14 protein-coding genes are annotated in these 15,601 nt (G+C 52.0%); 6 read left to right on the top strand and 8 right to left on the bottom strand.

Going from position 1 to position 15,601, the window contains the following annotated elements; translation table 11 throughout:
• Window positions 1-137 precede the first annotated feature (137 nt).
• On the top strand, window positions 138-1,382 hold the full coding sequence (locus ACTRXD_RS17105) for an MFS transporter (protein WP_442432996.1): 1,245 nt from the start codon (window positions 138-140) through the stop codon (window positions 1,380-1,382).
• A gap of 47 nt (window positions 1,383-1,429) precedes the next feature.
• Here the strand turns inward: ACTRXD_RS17105 and groL are convergent, their stop codons facing one another.
• Window positions 1,430-3,067, bottom strand: a complete 1,638-nt coding sequence (gene groL / locus ACTRXD_RS17100; protein ID WP_442432995.1) for a chaperonin GroEL — start codon at window positions 3,065-3,067, stop codon at window positions 1,430-1,432.
• A 558-nt stretch (window positions 3,068-3,625) separates the two neighbouring features.
• Here groL and ACTRXD_RS17095 point away from each other — a divergent pair.
• On the top strand, window positions 3,626-4,189 hold the full coding sequence (locus ACTRXD_RS17095) for a helix-turn-helix domain-containing protein (RefSeq protein WP_442432994.1): 564 nt from the start codon (window positions 3,626-3,628) through the stop codon (window positions 4,187-4,189).
• Between the two features lie 962 nt (window positions 4,190-5,151).
• Here ACTRXD_RS17095 and ACTRXD_RS17090 read toward each other — a convergent pair.
• The gene (locus tag ACTRXD_RS17090) at window positions 5,152-6,447 is read right to left on the bottom strand and encodes a hypothetical protein (protein WP_442432993.1); all 1,296 of its coding nucleotides are present in this window, start codon (window positions 6,445-6,447) and stop codon (window positions 5,152-5,154) included.
• 241 nt (window positions 6,448-6,688) lie between these two features.
• Here ACTRXD_RS17090 and ACTRXD_RS17085 point away from each other — a divergent pair, with 241 nt between their 5' ends.
• Window positions 6,689-7,090 carry a DUF2784 domain-containing protein gene (locus ACTRXD_RS17085; RefSeq protein ID WP_442432992.1) on the top strand — a complete coding sequence of 134 codons (402 nt, stop codon included), beginning with the start codon at window positions 6,689-6,691 and terminating at the stop codon, window positions 7,088-7,090.
• Between the two features lie 384 nt (window positions 7,091-7,474).
• Here ACTRXD_RS17085 and cynS read toward each other — a convergent pair whose 3' ends face one another.
• On the bottom strand, window positions 7,475-7,927 hold the full coding sequence (gene cynS / locus ACTRXD_RS17080; protein WP_442432991.1) for a cyanase: 453 nt from the start codon (window positions 7,925-7,927) through the stop codon (window positions 7,475-7,477).
• Between the two features lie 460 nt (window positions 7,928-8,387).
• On the opposite strand from cynS, the gene fabF reads away from it, so the two are divergent.
• Genes fabF through lpxD form a run of 3 tightly spaced genes read left to right on the top strand, consistent with a single transcriptional unit; the run spans window position 8,388 to window position 11,115 of the window.
• Window positions 8,388-9,641 (top strand): beta-ketoacyl-ACP synthase II, encoded by a 1,254-nt coding sequence (gene fabF / locus ACTRXD_RS17075; RefSeq protein ID WP_442432990.1) that lies wholly within the window; start codon window positions 8,388-8,390, stop codon window positions 9,639-9,641.
• Window positions 9,638-10,009: an acyl carrier protein gene (locus ACTRXD_RS17070; protein WP_442432989.1), complete on the top strand. Its 372-nt coding sequence runs from the start codon at window positions 9,638-9,640 to the stop codon at window positions 10,007-10,009. The genes fabF and ACTRXD_RS17070 overlap by 4 nt, the downstream gene beginning before the upstream one ends.
• Complete coding sequence (gene lpxD / locus ACTRXD_RS17065; RefSeq protein ID WP_442432988.1) at window positions 10,006-11,115, top strand: UDP-3-O-(3-hydroxymyristoyl)glucosamine N-acyltransferase; 1,110 nt, start codon at window positions 10,006-10,008, stop codon at window positions 11,113-11,115. Before ACTRXD_RS17070 ends, lpxD begins: the two co-directional genes overlap by 4 nt.
• Before the next feature lie 38 nt (window positions 11,116-11,153).
• Here lpxD and ACTRXD_RS17060 read toward each other — a convergent pair whose 3' ends face one another.
• From ACTRXD_RS17060 to ACTRXD_RS17040, 5 genes are all read right to left on the bottom strand, one after another.
• Entirely contained in the window at window positions 11,154-11,693 is a 540-nt protein-coding gene (locus tag ACTRXD_RS17060) for a hypothetical protein (protein ID WP_442432987.1), read from the bottom strand.
• A 21-nt stretch (window positions 11,694-11,714) separates the two neighbouring features.
• Window positions 11,715-11,906, bottom strand: a complete 192-nt coding sequence (locus ACTRXD_RS17055; protein ID WP_442432986.1) for a DNA gyrase inhibitor YacG — start codon at window positions 11,904-11,906, stop codon at window positions 11,715-11,717.
• Between the two features lie 336 nt (window positions 11,907-12,242).
• Window positions 12,243-13,967, bottom strand: coding sequence for an ABC transporter ATP-binding protein (locus ACTRXD_RS17050; protein ID WP_442432985.1), 1,725 nt, complete (start codon window positions 13,965-13,967; stop codon window positions 12,243-12,245).
• 119 nt (window positions 13,968-14,086) lie between these two features.
• Window positions 14,087-14,617, bottom strand: coding sequence for a peptide deformylase (def, locus tag ACTRXD_RS17045; protein ID WP_442432984.1), 531 nt, complete (start codon window positions 14,615-14,617; stop codon window positions 14,087-14,089).
• A gap of 109 nt (window positions 14,618-14,726) precedes the next feature.
• A complete protein-coding gene (locus ACTRXD_RS17040) occupies window positions 14,727-15,554 on the bottom strand; it encodes a HEAT repeat domain-containing protein (RefSeq protein ID WP_442432983.1) in 828 nt (275 codons plus the stop codon).
• Between the last annotated feature and the right edge of the window lie 47 nt (window positions 15,555-15,601).

The following is a 15,601-nucleotide window of genomic DNA, read 5'->3' as shown; positions in this document are numbered from 1 at the left end:
AGTACAATCTCAAGAAAGGTGTCCAGCCGGAAAATCTTCTTTGACTTCGGGGTGACTGCCAAACAGGCGCTGAGAGACGGGCATCCCTCTATTCCTTCCCACACATTTTAAACACCACAAACGGAGAACTAGACTCGGTGTCCACCTCAAGCCCCATATTCCGGAAAAATATTGCTCGACGATTACTCGTTTTTGGGTTTCTTCTGACCTTACTCTCTGGCTTTGGTCAGACGTTTTTCATTGGACTGTTCAGCGTGGAATTGCGGGAGTCGCTGGAATTGAGCGACGGAGCATTTGGCATGGCGTACTCATTTGCCACGCTCACAAGCGCGATCTGTATGCTCTGGGCCGGAGGGCTGATCGATCGGATCGCTGTGCCGCTCTATGCCGCTGGATCGGTCGGAGTACTTGCAGCAGGATACCTCTTGCTTCCTCTGGCGGGGAATGTCTTCCTGCTCATGATCGTGCTTTTTCTGCTGCGTTTTGGCGGACAAGGCCTGCTCTCACATACGGCCGTCACCAGCATAGCCGGTTTTTTTGGCCGCGCACGCGGCAAAGCGCTATCCTTCGCCTTGCTCGGACATCCAATTGGCGAAGCTATCCTGCCGTCAATCACTGTGCTGCTTGCCACAACAGCCGGATGGCGTTTCGTTTGGATACTGACCGCCACTCTTCTCCTTCTTACCTGTCCCCTGCTTTTGTATCTTGGCAGCGGAACATCTGCCCCCACCACCCACCAGGGGATTACCGATAACGTGAAGGAGGTCATACAGCGTCGTTCGCATGACGGTTCACGCGGGGATGTCCTGCGAGACCGTCGATTTTATCTCTTGCTCCCTACGCTCCTGACGCCAGGCTTCGTCCTGACCGGCCTGTTCATTCACCAATCCCGCCTGATGGAACAAAAAGGTTGGGACCTCTCCTGGTTCGCCGCGTCATTTGTCATCTTTGCGGCAACTCAGGCGGTAGGCATGTTAAGCGTGGGATCACTCATCGACCGGTTGACCGGCACACGGTTGATGCCGTTTTATCTTGTGCCACTTGGCTTGGCATGCGTGGCGCTCTCCCTTTCCAATGACAGCCTCGTCCTGATCCCCTTCATGGCAGGTGCCGGTCTCACGGCCGGGGTGGGGACCTCGATTGTGACGGCAATGTGGGCGGAAACCTACGGATTGACCCACCTGGGCGCCATTCGCGCGCTCGGGACCTCGGGCATGATTTTCTCTACCGCCCTTTCCCCACCACTCTTCGGCTGGTTGATCGAGCATGGGGCGCGGGTCGTTTCGATCCTGATTGTTTGTGCCATCTCCATTGCGATTGCAAGCACTCTGGCCCGCATCGCAACGAAGAGCAAAGCCCGCAATCCCCTGCGCCTGTCCTAGACCTTAATCCGTTTTGGCCGGGCCAATCCGAAGTCGGCTTTTCGTATTCACACCTGCTGTAGACCAGAATGGTGTTCATCAGGTCTGACGTTTTCAAATCCTGTTTTCTCAACAGGCCGATCAGTGACCATCACTTCAGTCGTGAGCATAAGCCCAGCAATGCTGGCTGCAAAAGACAGAGCGCTCCGTGTTACCTTGGTCGGGTCAATGATCCCTGCCGCCAGCATATCGCTATCGGTCTCTTTGTCTGCGTCAAACCCGATAGAACACTTTTCGTTCCGGAGTCGGTTCAGGACGACCGATCCGGGATGGCCGGCATTGTTGGCGATTTGACGTAACGGCTCTTCCAAAGCCTGCCGCACAATGGCGACACCAACCTGTTGATCGCCGGGAAGCATCAGAGATTCGAGAGCCGGAATACACCGGAGTAAGGCGATACCACCGCCGGGAACGATTCCTTCCTCGACCGCGGCTTTCGTGGCATGCAGCGCATCTTCCAATCGTGCCTTTTTTTCTTTCATCTCTGTGTCGGTGGCCGCACCAATGCGAATGACGGCAACACCGCCACGAAGCTTCGCCTGTCGTTCTTGCAACCTTTCACGATCATTTCCCGGGGTGGATTTGGCTAGTTGAGCGTTAATGTGGTTGAGACGCGTGTCAATCATTTGAGGATTCCCTGCCCCTTCAATGATCGTGGTCTGATTCCGATCAATCTTGACACGCTTGGCTCGCCCCAGATCCGTCACCTTGACAGCCTGAATGGCTATTCCTCGATCCTCGGTGAATGCTTGACCACCTGTAAGAATGGCCAGATCCTGAAGCATGGCCCTCCGACTTTCGCCAAACCCCGGCGTTTTGACGGCAGCGGCCCGAAGGGCTCCTCGCCTCGTATTCATAATCAAGGCCACCAGTGCCTCTCCCACTACATCTTCCGCGATGATCACAAGCGGCTTATGGTGTTGTGCGACTTGTTCTAACAGGGAGAGCAGGTGATCCACCGTGCTGAGTGTCTTTTCACAAATGAAGATACAAGGATTCTCAAGGATCACTTCCATCCGTTCGGAGTCCGTAACAAAGGACGGCGAGATATACCCACGGTCAAACCGCATGCCTTCCACTACCTCAAGCGAGGTGCTGAGGCCCGTGCTCTCCTCAACCGTGATCACGCCATCTTTCCCAACTTGTTCCATGGCCTCAGCGATTATGTCGCCGATCACCGGATCACCGTTTGCCGATATAGTACCAATCCGGGCAATGTCGTGTTGACTCTGACAGGGCTTGCTGAGAGCTGTTAACTCCGCCACTACCACGGTGACGGCCTGATCAATTCCTCGTTTGAGTTCCGTGGCAGAGGCTCCTGCAACCACGTTCTTCACCCCTTCCCGGAAAATCGCTTCAGCCAGGACCGTCGCGGTCGTGGTCCCATCTCCCGTCGCCTCGCTGGTTTTACTGGCCACCTCACGGACAAGTTGCGCACCCATGTTTTCATAGGGGTCTGGAAGATCCAGTTCTTGAGCGACGGTGACTCCGTCTTTGGTAATCAAGGGAGGCCCCCATTTCTTGCCCAATATGGCATGGCGACCTTTGGGTCCTAAAGTGACCTTGACAGCTCGTGCTAACTCTGTGACCCCCCTCAATATTGCAAAACGTGCTTCATCCCTGAATACCATTTCCTTGGCAGACATCGTATACCTCCTTCGTCAAAATACTCCAAACGCTCTGGTTGACTATGGTCGCTTGCGCCTCTCAACCCGGTTTAAGATAGAAACCCGCGCGTTGGCCTTCGTCTCCGCCTAACAATAAATGGTTTGACATACGCGCGGGAACTTGTCTGTCGTTCGACAAGAAAGCCGGGCATGAGGGAGAGGCAGTGAGACATGCTTACCAACCTAAACCAATGGCCGAATTTCTGTCAGTGTGATGGTCACACCTTTAAAACGGAACTCCTCATCAGGCTCAAGACGTAAGAGTCGGAGTGTACAGCATAACTTTATTTGTGTAAAGTAATACTGCAAGAACGTTACGCAGGAAACGAGTCTGTGCTAAGAAGTTCTTTCAGCTCTTCATATCATTACCTTCCAATGACGGGATGCCAGGAACTTCAACTTTTCATTTACAGATGATCAGTCAAACGGTACATTGCCTGTATTGTTGTGGTTTCGTGACCATCCTCACATTCAACGATGGCAGGGTTCAAAGGCGAGCAGTCAGACAATCAGAGAGAAGGAGGCCTCGTAAATTACATGAGTAAGACGAAGACGCGGCATGTCGGTGAGGCCATCAGGAAATTTCGGGAAAACATCAATATGTCAGTGCGGACCCTCGCGAGCAAATGCGGGTTTTCCCCAAGTTTCATCTCCCAGGTTGAGAACGGGCAGAGTTCGCCTTCGATTGCCTCGCTTGAACGGATTGCGTCCGCCCTTGGGGTGACGCTCGTCCAATTTTTTCAATCCACTGAAGCCGAATCTCCTGCGATTATTAAAGCAACCCAAAGGAATACGCTGTCCAGCGGTTGGTCACGTGCAAAGCTTGAACTCCTTAGCCCCGGTGGCGAGAGATCAGGGCTGAACCCGGTCTTGGTCACCCTCGCCCCAGATGGAGCCAGTAGCAAAACCCCTGTCTCGCACCCGAGTCAACAATTTGCTATGGTCTTTGATGGTGCGATCATGCTGACGCTTGAAAATACGTCGGAGTTACTTGAGCGAGGTGACGCAGTCACAATCCCGCCAGCCACCAGGCACCGTTGGCGTAATGAAAGCTCAAGGCCTGCTCAAATTCTGATCGTCTTTACCTCTGTGACTCTGTAGGCAATGGGCGAGAACCCATTGGCACTCTAACCTCATTCACTTCGCGAAACCCTTCCTCATCTCATGATCGGGTGGAGACTTATTTTCAATGGTCGTGACAACCGATCATCGGTTGGTGAATCTTCGACCTTTCCTTAGGAGAGGCAACTCACTCCGGCGAAGATCCGAGGTCGCTGCTTCTAAGGCGTAAGCGATGATCGTCCGAGGTTCAGATTGTCTCCCCTAGATTATCTCAGATCTAGAATTTTCTCGCTCCGTTTTGTTAACCCCTCCTTGCCCCCGAAGACTCGAAACGGCATGAGCACAACCCAAACCGCATGCCTCAAGTGCTCAGGTGCTCAGGTGCTCAGGTGCTCGTTAACTAAGCTTGGCAGGACGGGGCGCCGGTGGCCACGTGGCCGGATGGGTAAAAACTAAAAAGTAATCCGCCGAATACGAATGATACCAGCAAGAATTACAAGAAAGATGGTCTTCGCTATTGTCGGAAATTGGCTTCAGCGCGAGACAGGGTATCCCGGATTTTTAACAGATCACGACCATGGTTTGGCTCTCCACATCCACGGCCAAAACATGACTCTGGCCCTGAGATATTGCCGCGCCGGATCAGTGTGAGACGTGTTGCGGCACTGTCACCCGGAAGCTTTCATAAAAGGGAATATGCTCCTTTATTAATGCTTCAGTAGCAATTGCGGACAACGCAGGAATGTCGGATTGCACAATAAAAGATCCCCGTTGCAAGCGGACGGTGTATTCAGTGGATATATGTTTTGCTTTGAGACACCACGATTTCTCAGCCTCTTCCCTTAGTTCGGTAACCCCGCGGCAAGCCACTGGGAATGGAGTTGGCTCATATCCTCAGCCCCAAGGTGCGGATGGAGAGCACCACCTAAGCCGGCTGACCATTAAATCCGGCTTCATCTCATCCAGAAAGAGGCCTAACCGGTGCTTGGCATCTCCAATCACTAGGGTGCGGAGAGTTCATCCTGGGCCACATGGCCGCGCATGGACTTCTCCGAAATATTATCCTGGATTTCCCGGGCGATGACCCGTGCCAAGATCTCAGCCGGCAGGGCACCCATGGGGAGCCCTCTCGTCTCTTCAAAAAAAGGATCATCAGGCGAGGCCGATCGGTGAATATTGATCAACACCGTGGCCGGTTGAATGGTTTTGTCATGTTCGCCTACGGTGATGGACTGCTCTTTGGGGACCACCCGGGTTCGCGTGGCCCAATCCCGATTATGAATGTCGGCGAATGCAACGTTCCAGATTTTGCCATTGAGCAGACTTCTCACCGCCTTCGGAGTCTGTTCCTGAAAGTATGGTTCCCGCACAATTTTTTGCAGGGCTTCACGCACCCAGGTGTCATACAACTTGGTGGTGGAATCGTTTTGTGCCGGGGGAATCCGTGTGGTGGAACCGGTTTCATAATAGGGTTGTCCTTCCAAACTATTATGCCGGTCGGTGGTGGTTAAATAGGTGCGAAACAATGCTTGAAGCAAATGTTCACGGTCCTCTCCTGACAATGCTGCAATCTCTTGATTGGTCTTGATCGGGGCCTGCTTGAGGTCGCTGGGGACCACCTTCGCTTGACGTTTCGGCGTCGTGTCGCTTTTGCTCACCACCCATTGAAATTCTCTGGCCAGGACGGGCACCAGTTGTTCCGGATGATTAAGATAGCCTTGTTCTTCGAGCGCGGATGCGCTGATGAGGAGATTGACCTGATTGGGCTGTGAGGTGCGGGCCACCAGCAATAAAAACTCTTTGCCCTCCCGGTTCGCGACCTTCGGTTCAATGATGACTTTTTGCAGCGCCGCTTTGGCCAGGGCTTCTTGAAATCTGGCATAGTCAGTCCGATGTTCTATCATGTAATTGAACGCCCCAATAACCGTCTGGAGCGCGTCATCGACCCTGGTTTGTTCCTGGCTGCCCTGTTCATCCGTCCCGACTCCCTCGGAAAGATAAATCTGAAACGGCGCACCCGCAATGGCATGTCCCACGGATTTTTCGGTTCCGGTTTCCGAAACCACGTGGTGGTCTTCGGAACCTTTATGGCTGCCCATGGCCAACGGAACTACCGCTCCCATCCACAGCAATCCCAAGATAACCCCTACAAGACTACTTACCCATGATCGCCTACTGGCATGGGGTCCGATCCGGTGAACAGATCGTAAATCACGAAAGAGCTTTTGCCCCATGCCGGCCGGACGATATGCCTGTGAAGCGAGGGGGGTTCCGAGAAATACGCTATGGTGCCTCACTACCTTTTCCTCCCTTTGCTATTACTTCACTGAAATGACAGACCGGCCTCCAATTGATACTTTACACCCTCACGGTGGGATTACGCTTTTCTCCCCTTCCACGAATCATGAAGACCCTTTACAATTTTTGGTTCGGCAGGGGAAGTCCTATTCCCCCTTGAGGAACCCAGGATGGTACCATCCCGTCAGGAACAAGGCAGACGTTTTTGTCTGTCCTCTCGATCCATTTTGGATCTGAGATTTGCCCGAAACCACCTCAACCGGGGTCCTCAACATGCTTTGGCAAGTCCTGGCTGAATTGGTCCTTCTCATCCACTTCGTCTTCATTGCCTTTGTCTTGTTCGGGGGAATTCTCACTATTTGGTGGCGCTGGATCCCCTGGGTTCATCTACCCGCCGCACTGTGGGCGGCGGCCTTGGAATTCGGGGGGTGGATCTGCCCTCTTACGCCCCTGGAAAACCGGCTACGACAGGCCAGCGGTGAGGCGGGATATACTGGAGGATTTCTGGAATATTACGCCCTACCCGTCATTTACCCCCAGGGCCTTACCCCGGATATGCAATTTTGGCTTGGCTTCGTCGTCGTCCTTTTTACGCTCGTGACCTATGGGTTTGTGGGATGGCGAAAAGCCTCAGGTATTTAATTTCTCTCAGCCAATCCTCAGCGTTTACGTTGAAACATTCATAGTCCCATCATCATATTTCTTTAAACATATAGGGTCTATCTCAAGCCCATTTCGACTGAGATAAAAATTAAAGCTATTCATTATATTTAACTTTAACTACCTAGAATTAAAAATGGTTATTTGCCGCTGCCATAAAGGTGAATATACATTTCAATGGTATAATAATTTAAGTCATTTGTAAGAGTACTCAATCGTGGGTACCCCCACTGCAATTTTCGTTCAAAGAGATCTCCAGCAAAACAACTTAAAGTTAAAACTAAACCATTGCATTATATTCATGGAGACAAAAACTAACCGTGTCCTTCTGTCCTGCCCCCCTGTTTTTATGGTGTCCCCTCCCCGTTATGCAGTCTGTTCGATGTGTGGCAGAAATTTTCCATTCCAAGTCATGACGACACGGTCCTCTCCTTTGTCACCCTTTATCTTTTCAACCGTGAGCTTAAAATCAATCGCCGACATAATCCCATCACCGAACTGCTCGCGCATGATATCCAGAATGGACTCCCCATAATGGGCGCAAACCTCAGTCATGCGATAAATATGTGGCTCCTGTAGGACCGACGGATCATAGGATCGCATGGGAAACTCCCGCATCGCTTTAAGCAAATCCCCGGTGAGTCCAGGAACCAGTTTGACTAGCTTTACTTCTGCCTCCTTCTTGAGTTGCGCCTGCAATCGGAATAACTGGGCAACATAGACATTACACAGCCCGAGGGCTGCTGCTAGCTGATCGTAGGTCTTTCCTGAGGCTTTTTTCGCTGCAAGCAACTGAGCGACAAGTTCCTTTTTATTCATCCCCCCCCTCCCTTCAAGCCTCCGAATGATTAATATTCGAGTGACCCTCCTTGAGTTGGGACACTCGTTTCTGGCTCATGTTCGACAATACGTTAGGCGGTGAATATGGACCTGTCAATCCAACATTCCCGCATAAGTATGGTTTTATACGTGCCAGAGAGACCATGAAGCCTGGCCGGATTTCCTTCTTAAGGGGGAAACTCTCCAACAGCGGTTCAAGGAGTTTCCGTCTACCATTTCCCATTACCATCCCCGACGCCCTGCTCATGCTTTAGGCAATTCATGAATTCATTCATCTCAAATCCCCATGTGCCTGATATATTTTTCTCTCCCACACTCCCTAAACTGAAGAGATCAATATGAGCGAAAAAAGAGCATAAATACAAAATTTATAGGACCCTGCCCCCTCCCTATTTGAACAAGGTTCTGGTAGGTTAGAGTCTTCTTTTTGGAGCAAACTATGGCAGCGCGCGTGGTCATTACCGGGCTTGGCATCGTCTCCCCTATCGGGGTTGGCGTTCCTACGTTTTGGAAGTCCGCCCTTCAGGGCAAAACAGGGATCACGGCGATCTCATCTTTTGGGGATTTCCCCATGGAGTCCTATCGCTCCAGGGTTGGGGGGCAGGTTTCCGATTTTCGCCTTCCGGATCCTTCAGAAGATAAATTCTCATCGCGCGTGGACCGCTATGCACAATTTGCTCTTGCCGCCACACGGGAAGCCATCCAGGATAGTGGACTGGACCTTGAGAAGGAGCCGGCTGAACGGATGGGAGTCATGGCCGGCGTGGGCATGGGTGGCATGATGATGGGGGAACGTGAACTCACTACCCTCTATCAGTCCCGTAAGCCACATCGGGTCCATCCGAACTTTATCCCGACCATTACGCTCAACTCCGCCTCAGGCATTCTGGCGTTGGCTTTTGGGGCAAAAGGCCCGAATCTCACCATTTCTACGGCCTGCTCCTCCAGCATTCATTCAATTGGACAAGCCATGCAGGCCATTCGCCTGAACCAGGCAGACGTCGTCATTGCCTCAGGAGCGGACGCCAGCATTACTCCGTTAGTGTTTGCCGGCTTTTGCTCATTACGCGCCTTATCCACCAAATATAATGACCACCCGGACCAGGCCTCCAGGCCATTCGATCGAGGGCGGGACGGATTTGTGATGGGGGAAGGGGCCGGCACCCTGATCTTAGAATCACTTCGCCATGCGACCCGTCGAAAAGCGAAAATATATGGTGAACTGGCCGGATATGCCGCCACAAATGAGGCGTATCATATGGTGATTCCCAGAGAAGATGGCTCCGATATTGCACGAACCGTCACTCTGGCATTGAAAGACGCGGGCGTTTCGCCCTCACAGGTTGACTATGTGAATGCCCATGCGACATCCACCGTGGTGGGAGACGATGTCGAGGTCAAAGGGTTACGGGCGGTGTTCGGAAAACGCCTGAATACCGTCCTGGTTAATGCCACCAAATCGCTCATTGGCCATACACTTGGAGCGGCCGGAGCGATCGGGACAATTGTCTCGGCCTTATCCATTCAAACTGGTATAATACACCCCACTGTGAATTATGATGACCCGGATCCCGATTGTGCCTTGCCGGGACTTTCTACTAAGGTACAAAAAAAATCTGTTCGGGTGGGCTTGGTGAATGCCTTCGGATTCGGAAGTAACAATGCGGTCCTGGTCTTAAAAAAGTTTTCATGAAATCTAGCGTCAACAAATCCTCTCAACTCAGTCAACAGGTGTACCACACCCTCGGCAAATACCTTCAACGCAATCCGAAAGATCTGCATCCGGAAGATTCACTCCGTGATGATTTGGGATTAGACTCTCTGCAAACCATCGAATTGGTCTATGAAGTCGAATCGGCTTTTGATCTTCAAATACCGGATGAGGACTTCGGGCGACTAACAACCATCGGCGCGGTCATCCTTTATCTGGATGAACGAATACATGGTAAAGGGAGCACCCTCTCCGGCCCTCAAGCCACACCGTTGGCCAAGAATTCACGCCCGACTCCACTTGGCAAAAAACCCAAAAGCCGTCCCACTTCAAAAAAATCACGCACATGACGATAACGTCTTCCTCACGAACCGTGAATATTCCTCTTCAGGAATTAGCCCAAGCCATTCACGCCACCATTCACGGATCCCCTGACATTCTGATATCCGGTCTCTCCCATCTGGAAGGAGCCTCTTCCGGAGATGTCTCCTTTGTCTTGAAGCCTTCATTTCAAAAAGCGGCGCGGCATTCACAGGCTGCAGCCTTAATTGTCACAGAGCCTATTCCCGACGACCCTCGGCCACAATTAATTGTTCCGAATCCACTGGTCGCCGTCACGACATTGGCCCAGAAATTTTTCCTGCCCCCTCTTCCACCACGCGGCATTCACCCCAGTGCGGTCTCCGGACTCGATGTGCGCATTGGTCCGGATGTCTCAATTGGCGCCCTCGTCACAATTGGAGACCGCGTGCTTATCGGATCCGGGGTCACCATCCATGCCGGGGTTCATGTTGGCGACGATGCTATTATCGGGGACGAGTGCATTCTGTATCCCCATGTCTCGCTGCTAAACAAGTGTGTCATCGGCAATCGCGTCATCATACACAGCGGCACCGTTATCGGGAGCGATGGGTTCGGCTATGTGCAACACGACGGCCGTCACCACAAAATCCCCCAATTGGGCCATGTGATCATTGAAGATGACGTTGAGCTCGGAGCTAATGTGACCGTGGATCGGGCAACCTTTGGGAGCACCGTTATTAAGCGCGGTACAAAAATCGATAACCAGGTGCAGATCGCCCATAACGTGGTAATCGGGGAAGACTGTATTCTCGTCGCACAGGTAGGAATTGCGGGCAGTACCACATTAGGCCGCCACGTCATGGTGGGAGGCCAGGCCGGCCTGGTCGATCATGTCACCATCGGTGATCAAGTGAAAATTGCAGCCGGCTCGGGGGTGACCAATAATGTGAAATCCGGTCAGATTGTGGGTGGTCGGCCGGCGGTCGAACATGGCATCTGGCGACGGTCACAGGTCCTTCAATACCAACTCCCCGAATTACGCAAGGAACTCCGGGCTCTTCAGAAACAGGTTCAACATCTTGAATCGCTGCTCACAGAGCAATCTGCATCCAAGTCCACACCTGTCAAAAGTCGTTCAACCTCAAAGCCATAATTCGCAGAGCGGATCCAGGACCCAACAGCGGTAAGCCTTCATCTCTTTTTGCGTGCTGGCAGCAATACCACCCCTTTCCAAAAAAACAACTTTGCCCAAAAGTAGCCTGCCCAGGGCAGGGCAAACGCGGCGACCGGCTCCATATAACCCGTGGCCACGGTTAATCCGGAAAGCGCAAAAAACATTACGATCCCCAGGAAGTACCAGAGCGGAACCAATCCACGACCTCGATGCTCAATGTCATGCTCCGTGATGGCCTTCTTGGCCTTACGGACCGACCGTTGGCTATAGGCTTTCATGCGACTGGCAAAATGTCCGGGAAACTCCCGCAAAAGATACTGTTGGTATTTTGTTTGAACGATTCCCACAAGCACGCCGGCGATGATGAGTGCTGAGCTGTAGGTAAAGGTTTCCCATCCATACGTTCCTGCCCAGAATTGAAAGCCTAAGGCGATCACTCCGACGACGACCGAAATCAATCCCAACAAACTGGCAGGAAGCAGGATATTGGTTCGGACAAACTCCTGGGCTTTTTCCGTATCGTCCTCATGACGTTTAGCCGTGATCATTTTTGGCATAGGTTGGTCTCCATATACAGTCTAGTCGGAAGAGGTTGAGCTTGCCTCAGGATTCGTCTCATCCAACCCATCTTCTTCCGCATCGGGAATGCGATAGCGCTCACTCAACCATCCCTCCAAATCCAGCAATTGACATCGCTTGGAACAAAAGGGTCGAAAGACATTTCCTTCCCATTGTTCCACGTTGCCACACATCGGACATTTCACGGTCATGTCGTTCCTCCGCAGGGAGTGAGGAAAACGCGTGTTGCACCATTGAAGGAACTTATACGTCCTGTGGCCGTACTCACGTCCTCCTCCGTAACCTTAGCCCGCCTAAAGCAGCGGCCACCTTTCCTTCGAGAGGCTTCAGGGCAGGGCTGAACAAGCCTTTTTGTACCCTCCACTTATAATTTCCCGTGCGGGATTCTGTCGCTCATCTAGCCATGAAAAGAAAAATTCGAAAAATATTCAACAGTCCTTCCGATACACCCGGCCCCTTCGTTCATGCCTGCACTCATCGGCCGATAGACCACAGGCCTGGGCAAGCCAGTTTGGTGGGGTGCCATGTTAGACATGAAATTGGGCCTCATACAGACCGGCGTACAATCCTCCTCTCGCCAGTAAGGTTGCATGATCGCCTTCTTCAACGATCTGTCCATGTTCCAGGACCACAATCCGATCCACGGTTTGCAGAGTCGACAACCGATGGGCCACGATAAAGGTCGTCCGCCCCCGCATCAATTCATCCATCGCAATGCGAATCTCAACTTCGGTTTCGGTGTCAATATTGGAGGTGGCTTCATCCATGACCACAATGGGTGGATTTTTGAGCAGCACCCTGGCAATGGCGATACGCTGTTTTTGCCCAACGGACAATTTCACCCCGCGTTCCCCGATCCAGGTGTCATACCCGTCAGGAAGCGCTTGAATAAATTCATGCGCTTGCGCAGCGCGCGCCACGGATTCTATTTGATCGTGTGATGCCGACAAGTCTCCATAGGCCAGATTGGCCCGCACGGTGCCATTGAATAAAAATGGCTCTTGCTGCACAAAGCCGATTTGTTCTCGAAGGTAGAATAATGGGAGATGACGAATATCGTATCCATCCAGTTCAATCCCGCCCTCCCCGACATCGTAATACCGGAAGAGTAGTTTCATGAGCGTACTTTTTCCCACCCCGCTCGGCCCGACCAAAGCCACATGCTCCCCCGGCTCTACCGTCAGTGAAAGATGTTCATAGACCGGCATCTCCGGCCGATAGGCAAATGCCATATCCTTCCATTCGACTTTTCCCGACAACCGGGGTTGAACGGGACGAAGGTGTCCCTGGTCCGGCACGGCCGGCTCTGCATCTAAGATATCGAACACCCGTTCACTGGCCGCCAAGGCATGCTGCAATAAATGATTCACCGAATGGATTTGATTGACCGGGGTATAAAACAACACCAGGTAGGATAAAAACATGACTAGCTCACCAGTGGAGAGACGACCCGCAACCACCTCGCCCGCCCCATACCAGACAATCAAGACGGTTCCCAGGCTTCCGATGAAAATCATTCCCGGAGAATAAATCGACCATAAATACATCGCTTTCAAATTCGCCTGGCTGTATTTGTGGCTCATGTCACGGAAACGCGTCTGTTCGTAGGGTTGCCGATTGAATCCCATGGTTTCCCGAATCCCGGATAAGGAATCCTGCAGATAGCCATTGAGTTCAGCCGCCTGCTGACGGATTTCGTGATAATACCGATGGACCCGGCGGGTAAATCCCACGCCTCCGATGATTAAAATTGGAATCGGCAGCAGCACGAGAACGGCCATTTTCCAGTTCAGCATAAATAAAATAGTGGTAATGCCAACCAGGGTCAACGTCGCCGTTAACATGCCCTCAAGCCCGTCAATAAAAATTCGTTGCACATGCTCCGTATCGTTCACGACACGCGACATGATTTCACCCGTCGATCGGTTTTCATAATAGGTCAACGACAAGCGTTGCAGGGCCGCAAACACTTGTTGTCGAAGCCGATGCACCACCCGTTGCTCAAGCGTGTTGTTGAAACGGATCCGGAGGGAATTACAGAGATTTTTCAATCCATAGGCCAGGAACAATCCGACCAGCACCCAGGTCAGAACATCCATATTTTTTGCCGGGATGACGTCATCAATCACGATTTTGATGAGCCAGGGTGGCAGCAGTTCCAGTGCCGTCGTGACCCCGGCAAAGAAGAAGGTGACGCACACAAGCCCGCGATAGGGGGCCAGGTACGACAGAACTCGGAGGAGTGATTTCACGGGAAGTCTGGAAACCTTTTTTCGTCGACAGATGGCGTGATCCTGATAGGAATCACGGAAATACACTCGTAGAATTGATGAGCAGAAAACGCTCGACGGTTAGCTCTATCAAGCAGGGATTAAATCACCGGGGCGGATTCTTCACGCCAATAGGCATCAAACTCTTCCAATTGGGTCAGGGTCGACATATCAGCCATTCGATCAATGAACAATTTCCCGATGAGGTGGTCCATTTCATGTTGGATACACACCGCATAGAGCCCGTTGGCTTCGAAGTCCTGGAGTACCCCTTGTCGATCATAGGCCTGCACACGGATCATGGACGGCCGAACCACCTTCCCTCGCATATTATCAATACTGAGACATCCTTCCCACATTTCACTCTGTGAGGGACTATAAAACACAATTTTAGGATTTATGAGGACGGTCTTGGGAAAACCACCCTTTCCCTCACATTCCATGACGACAATCTGTTCCGAATGTGCGACCTGCGGGGCTGCCAATCCGATCCCCTCATACTGAACCATCGTCTCAAACATATCATCAAGGAATGCCTGAACCCGTCGACTCCCGATTGATGCAGGGTCCACAGGCGTTGCCTGTTGCCGGAGAACCGGGTTGCCGATTTTTGCTATAGGTAATACTGCCATACACCTTACTCCTTTTCGCGATCGTCTAAATCTGTAATCTCATATGCATGCCACTCCTTCGACCACCGTCCGGCGACGAGCCCAAACTACCCTCTTTGAAGGATCGGTGTTAACTCACATTCTGGTCTGCCGGTGATCGGGGGGGTTCTGCGGATGACGGTGTCACACCCAATCGGTCTTTATTCTCTTCCCACCAAGCCCACCATTCCTTCACCCATTCCTTTCTGTCTTCGGGTGTCGAAACTTCCCAATCATGGATTGAGCCACTGAATTTGGTGAGAACCCAGAAAGAATCCCGCGCGGTGATCGACACATATTGCTCTGGATCTGAAATGGCACTGATAATAACCGGCAGCACTTCTTTTCGAGGCACCCTCCGTGATTCAAACACAGCCGTGTTTCGAATCGTGGAATTGGGGTCTTTCACCATCACCTCGATGGCCGGAATGACTTGGTTGGGGTCCAATCGTGTTGCTACACGCAAGGCATGAGACCGGATTCGTGATTCTTCATCCGGATTCATGGCCACCTCCAGTAAGCCCGGGATTGCAGAAGGATCATTCAACATGGAGAGGGTTTCCACGGCGTTGAACCGGACTCTGGGCACCGGCACTTTGAGCGCTTTCACCAAATACGGGATCGAATGTTTACCAAAAAAGACAAACTCTCCCATGGCCCAGAATTCCTGCCGGCCCTCAAGCATGGGGATAAGCGCTTCCAGACGCTCATGATCCTGGGGCGTTAAAGTTTCAGGTGATTCCGTCGCCTCAACCCCCGTGGATTCTGGGGGAGGAGGAGCATCATAGGGCATTTGCGTCAGATAGACGGGGAAAGGACTTTTCCCTGGTTCCTGAGCCCCCAGCGGGGCACCACACAAGAAAAAGGCGCCAACCACACAACATAATATCTGTGACCAATTGGTGATTCGCTTAGTCATGAACATCCCTTTCGTGAATCCGCGTATATGAAACGTAGCAATCAGAT

It is taken from the genome of Nitrospira sp. T9 (assembly GCF_052156535.1).
Lineage (GTDB): Bacteria > Nitrospirota > Nitrospiria > Nitrospirales > UBA8639 > Nitrospira_E.
The sequence above is the reverse complement of the archived record's forward strand: the minus strand, read 5'-3'. Positions and strand labels throughout refer to the sequence as shown.

Bases quoted from the DNA above. Each gene is read 5' to 3' on its own strand.
- ACTRXD_RS17040 (WP_442432983.1), bottom strand. From the start codon at position 15,554: ATGACTAAGCGAATCACCAATTGGTCACAGATATTATGTTGTGTGGTT.
- ACTRXD_RS17095 (WP_442432994.1), top strand. From the start codon at position 3,626: ATGAGTAAGACGAAGACGCGGCATGTCGGTGAGGCCATCAGGAAATTT.
- fabF (WP_442432990.1), top strand. From the start codon at position 8,388: ATGGCAGCGCGCGTGGTCATTACCGGGCTTGGCATCGTCTCCCCTATC.
- lpxD (WP_442432988.1), top strand. From the start codon at position 10,006: ATGACGATAACGTCTTCCTCACGAACCGTGAATATTCCTCTTCAGGAA.
- ACTRXD_RS17070 (WP_442432989.1), top strand. From the start codon at position 9,638: ATGAAATCTAGCGTCAACAAATCCTCTCAACTCAGTCAACAGGTGTAC.
- ACTRXD_RS17060 (WP_442432987.1), bottom strand. From the start codon at position 11,693: ATGCCAAAAATGATCACGGCTAAACGTCATGAGGACGATACGGAAAAA.
- cynS (WP_442432991.1), bottom strand. From the start codon at position 7,927: ATGAATAAAAAGGAACTTGTCGCTCAGTTGCTTGCAGCGAAAAAAGCC.
- ACTRXD_RS17055 (WP_442432986.1), bottom strand. From the start codon at position 11,906: ATGACCGTGAAATGTCCGATGTGTGGCAACGTGGAACAATGGGAAGGA.
- groL (WP_442432995.1), bottom strand. From the start codon at position 3,067: ATGTCTGCCAAGGAAATGGTATTCAGGGATGAAGCACGTTTTGCAATA.
- def (WP_442432984.1), bottom strand. From the start codon at position 14,617: ATGGCAGTATTACCTATAGCAAAAATCGGCAACCCGGTTCTCCGGCAA.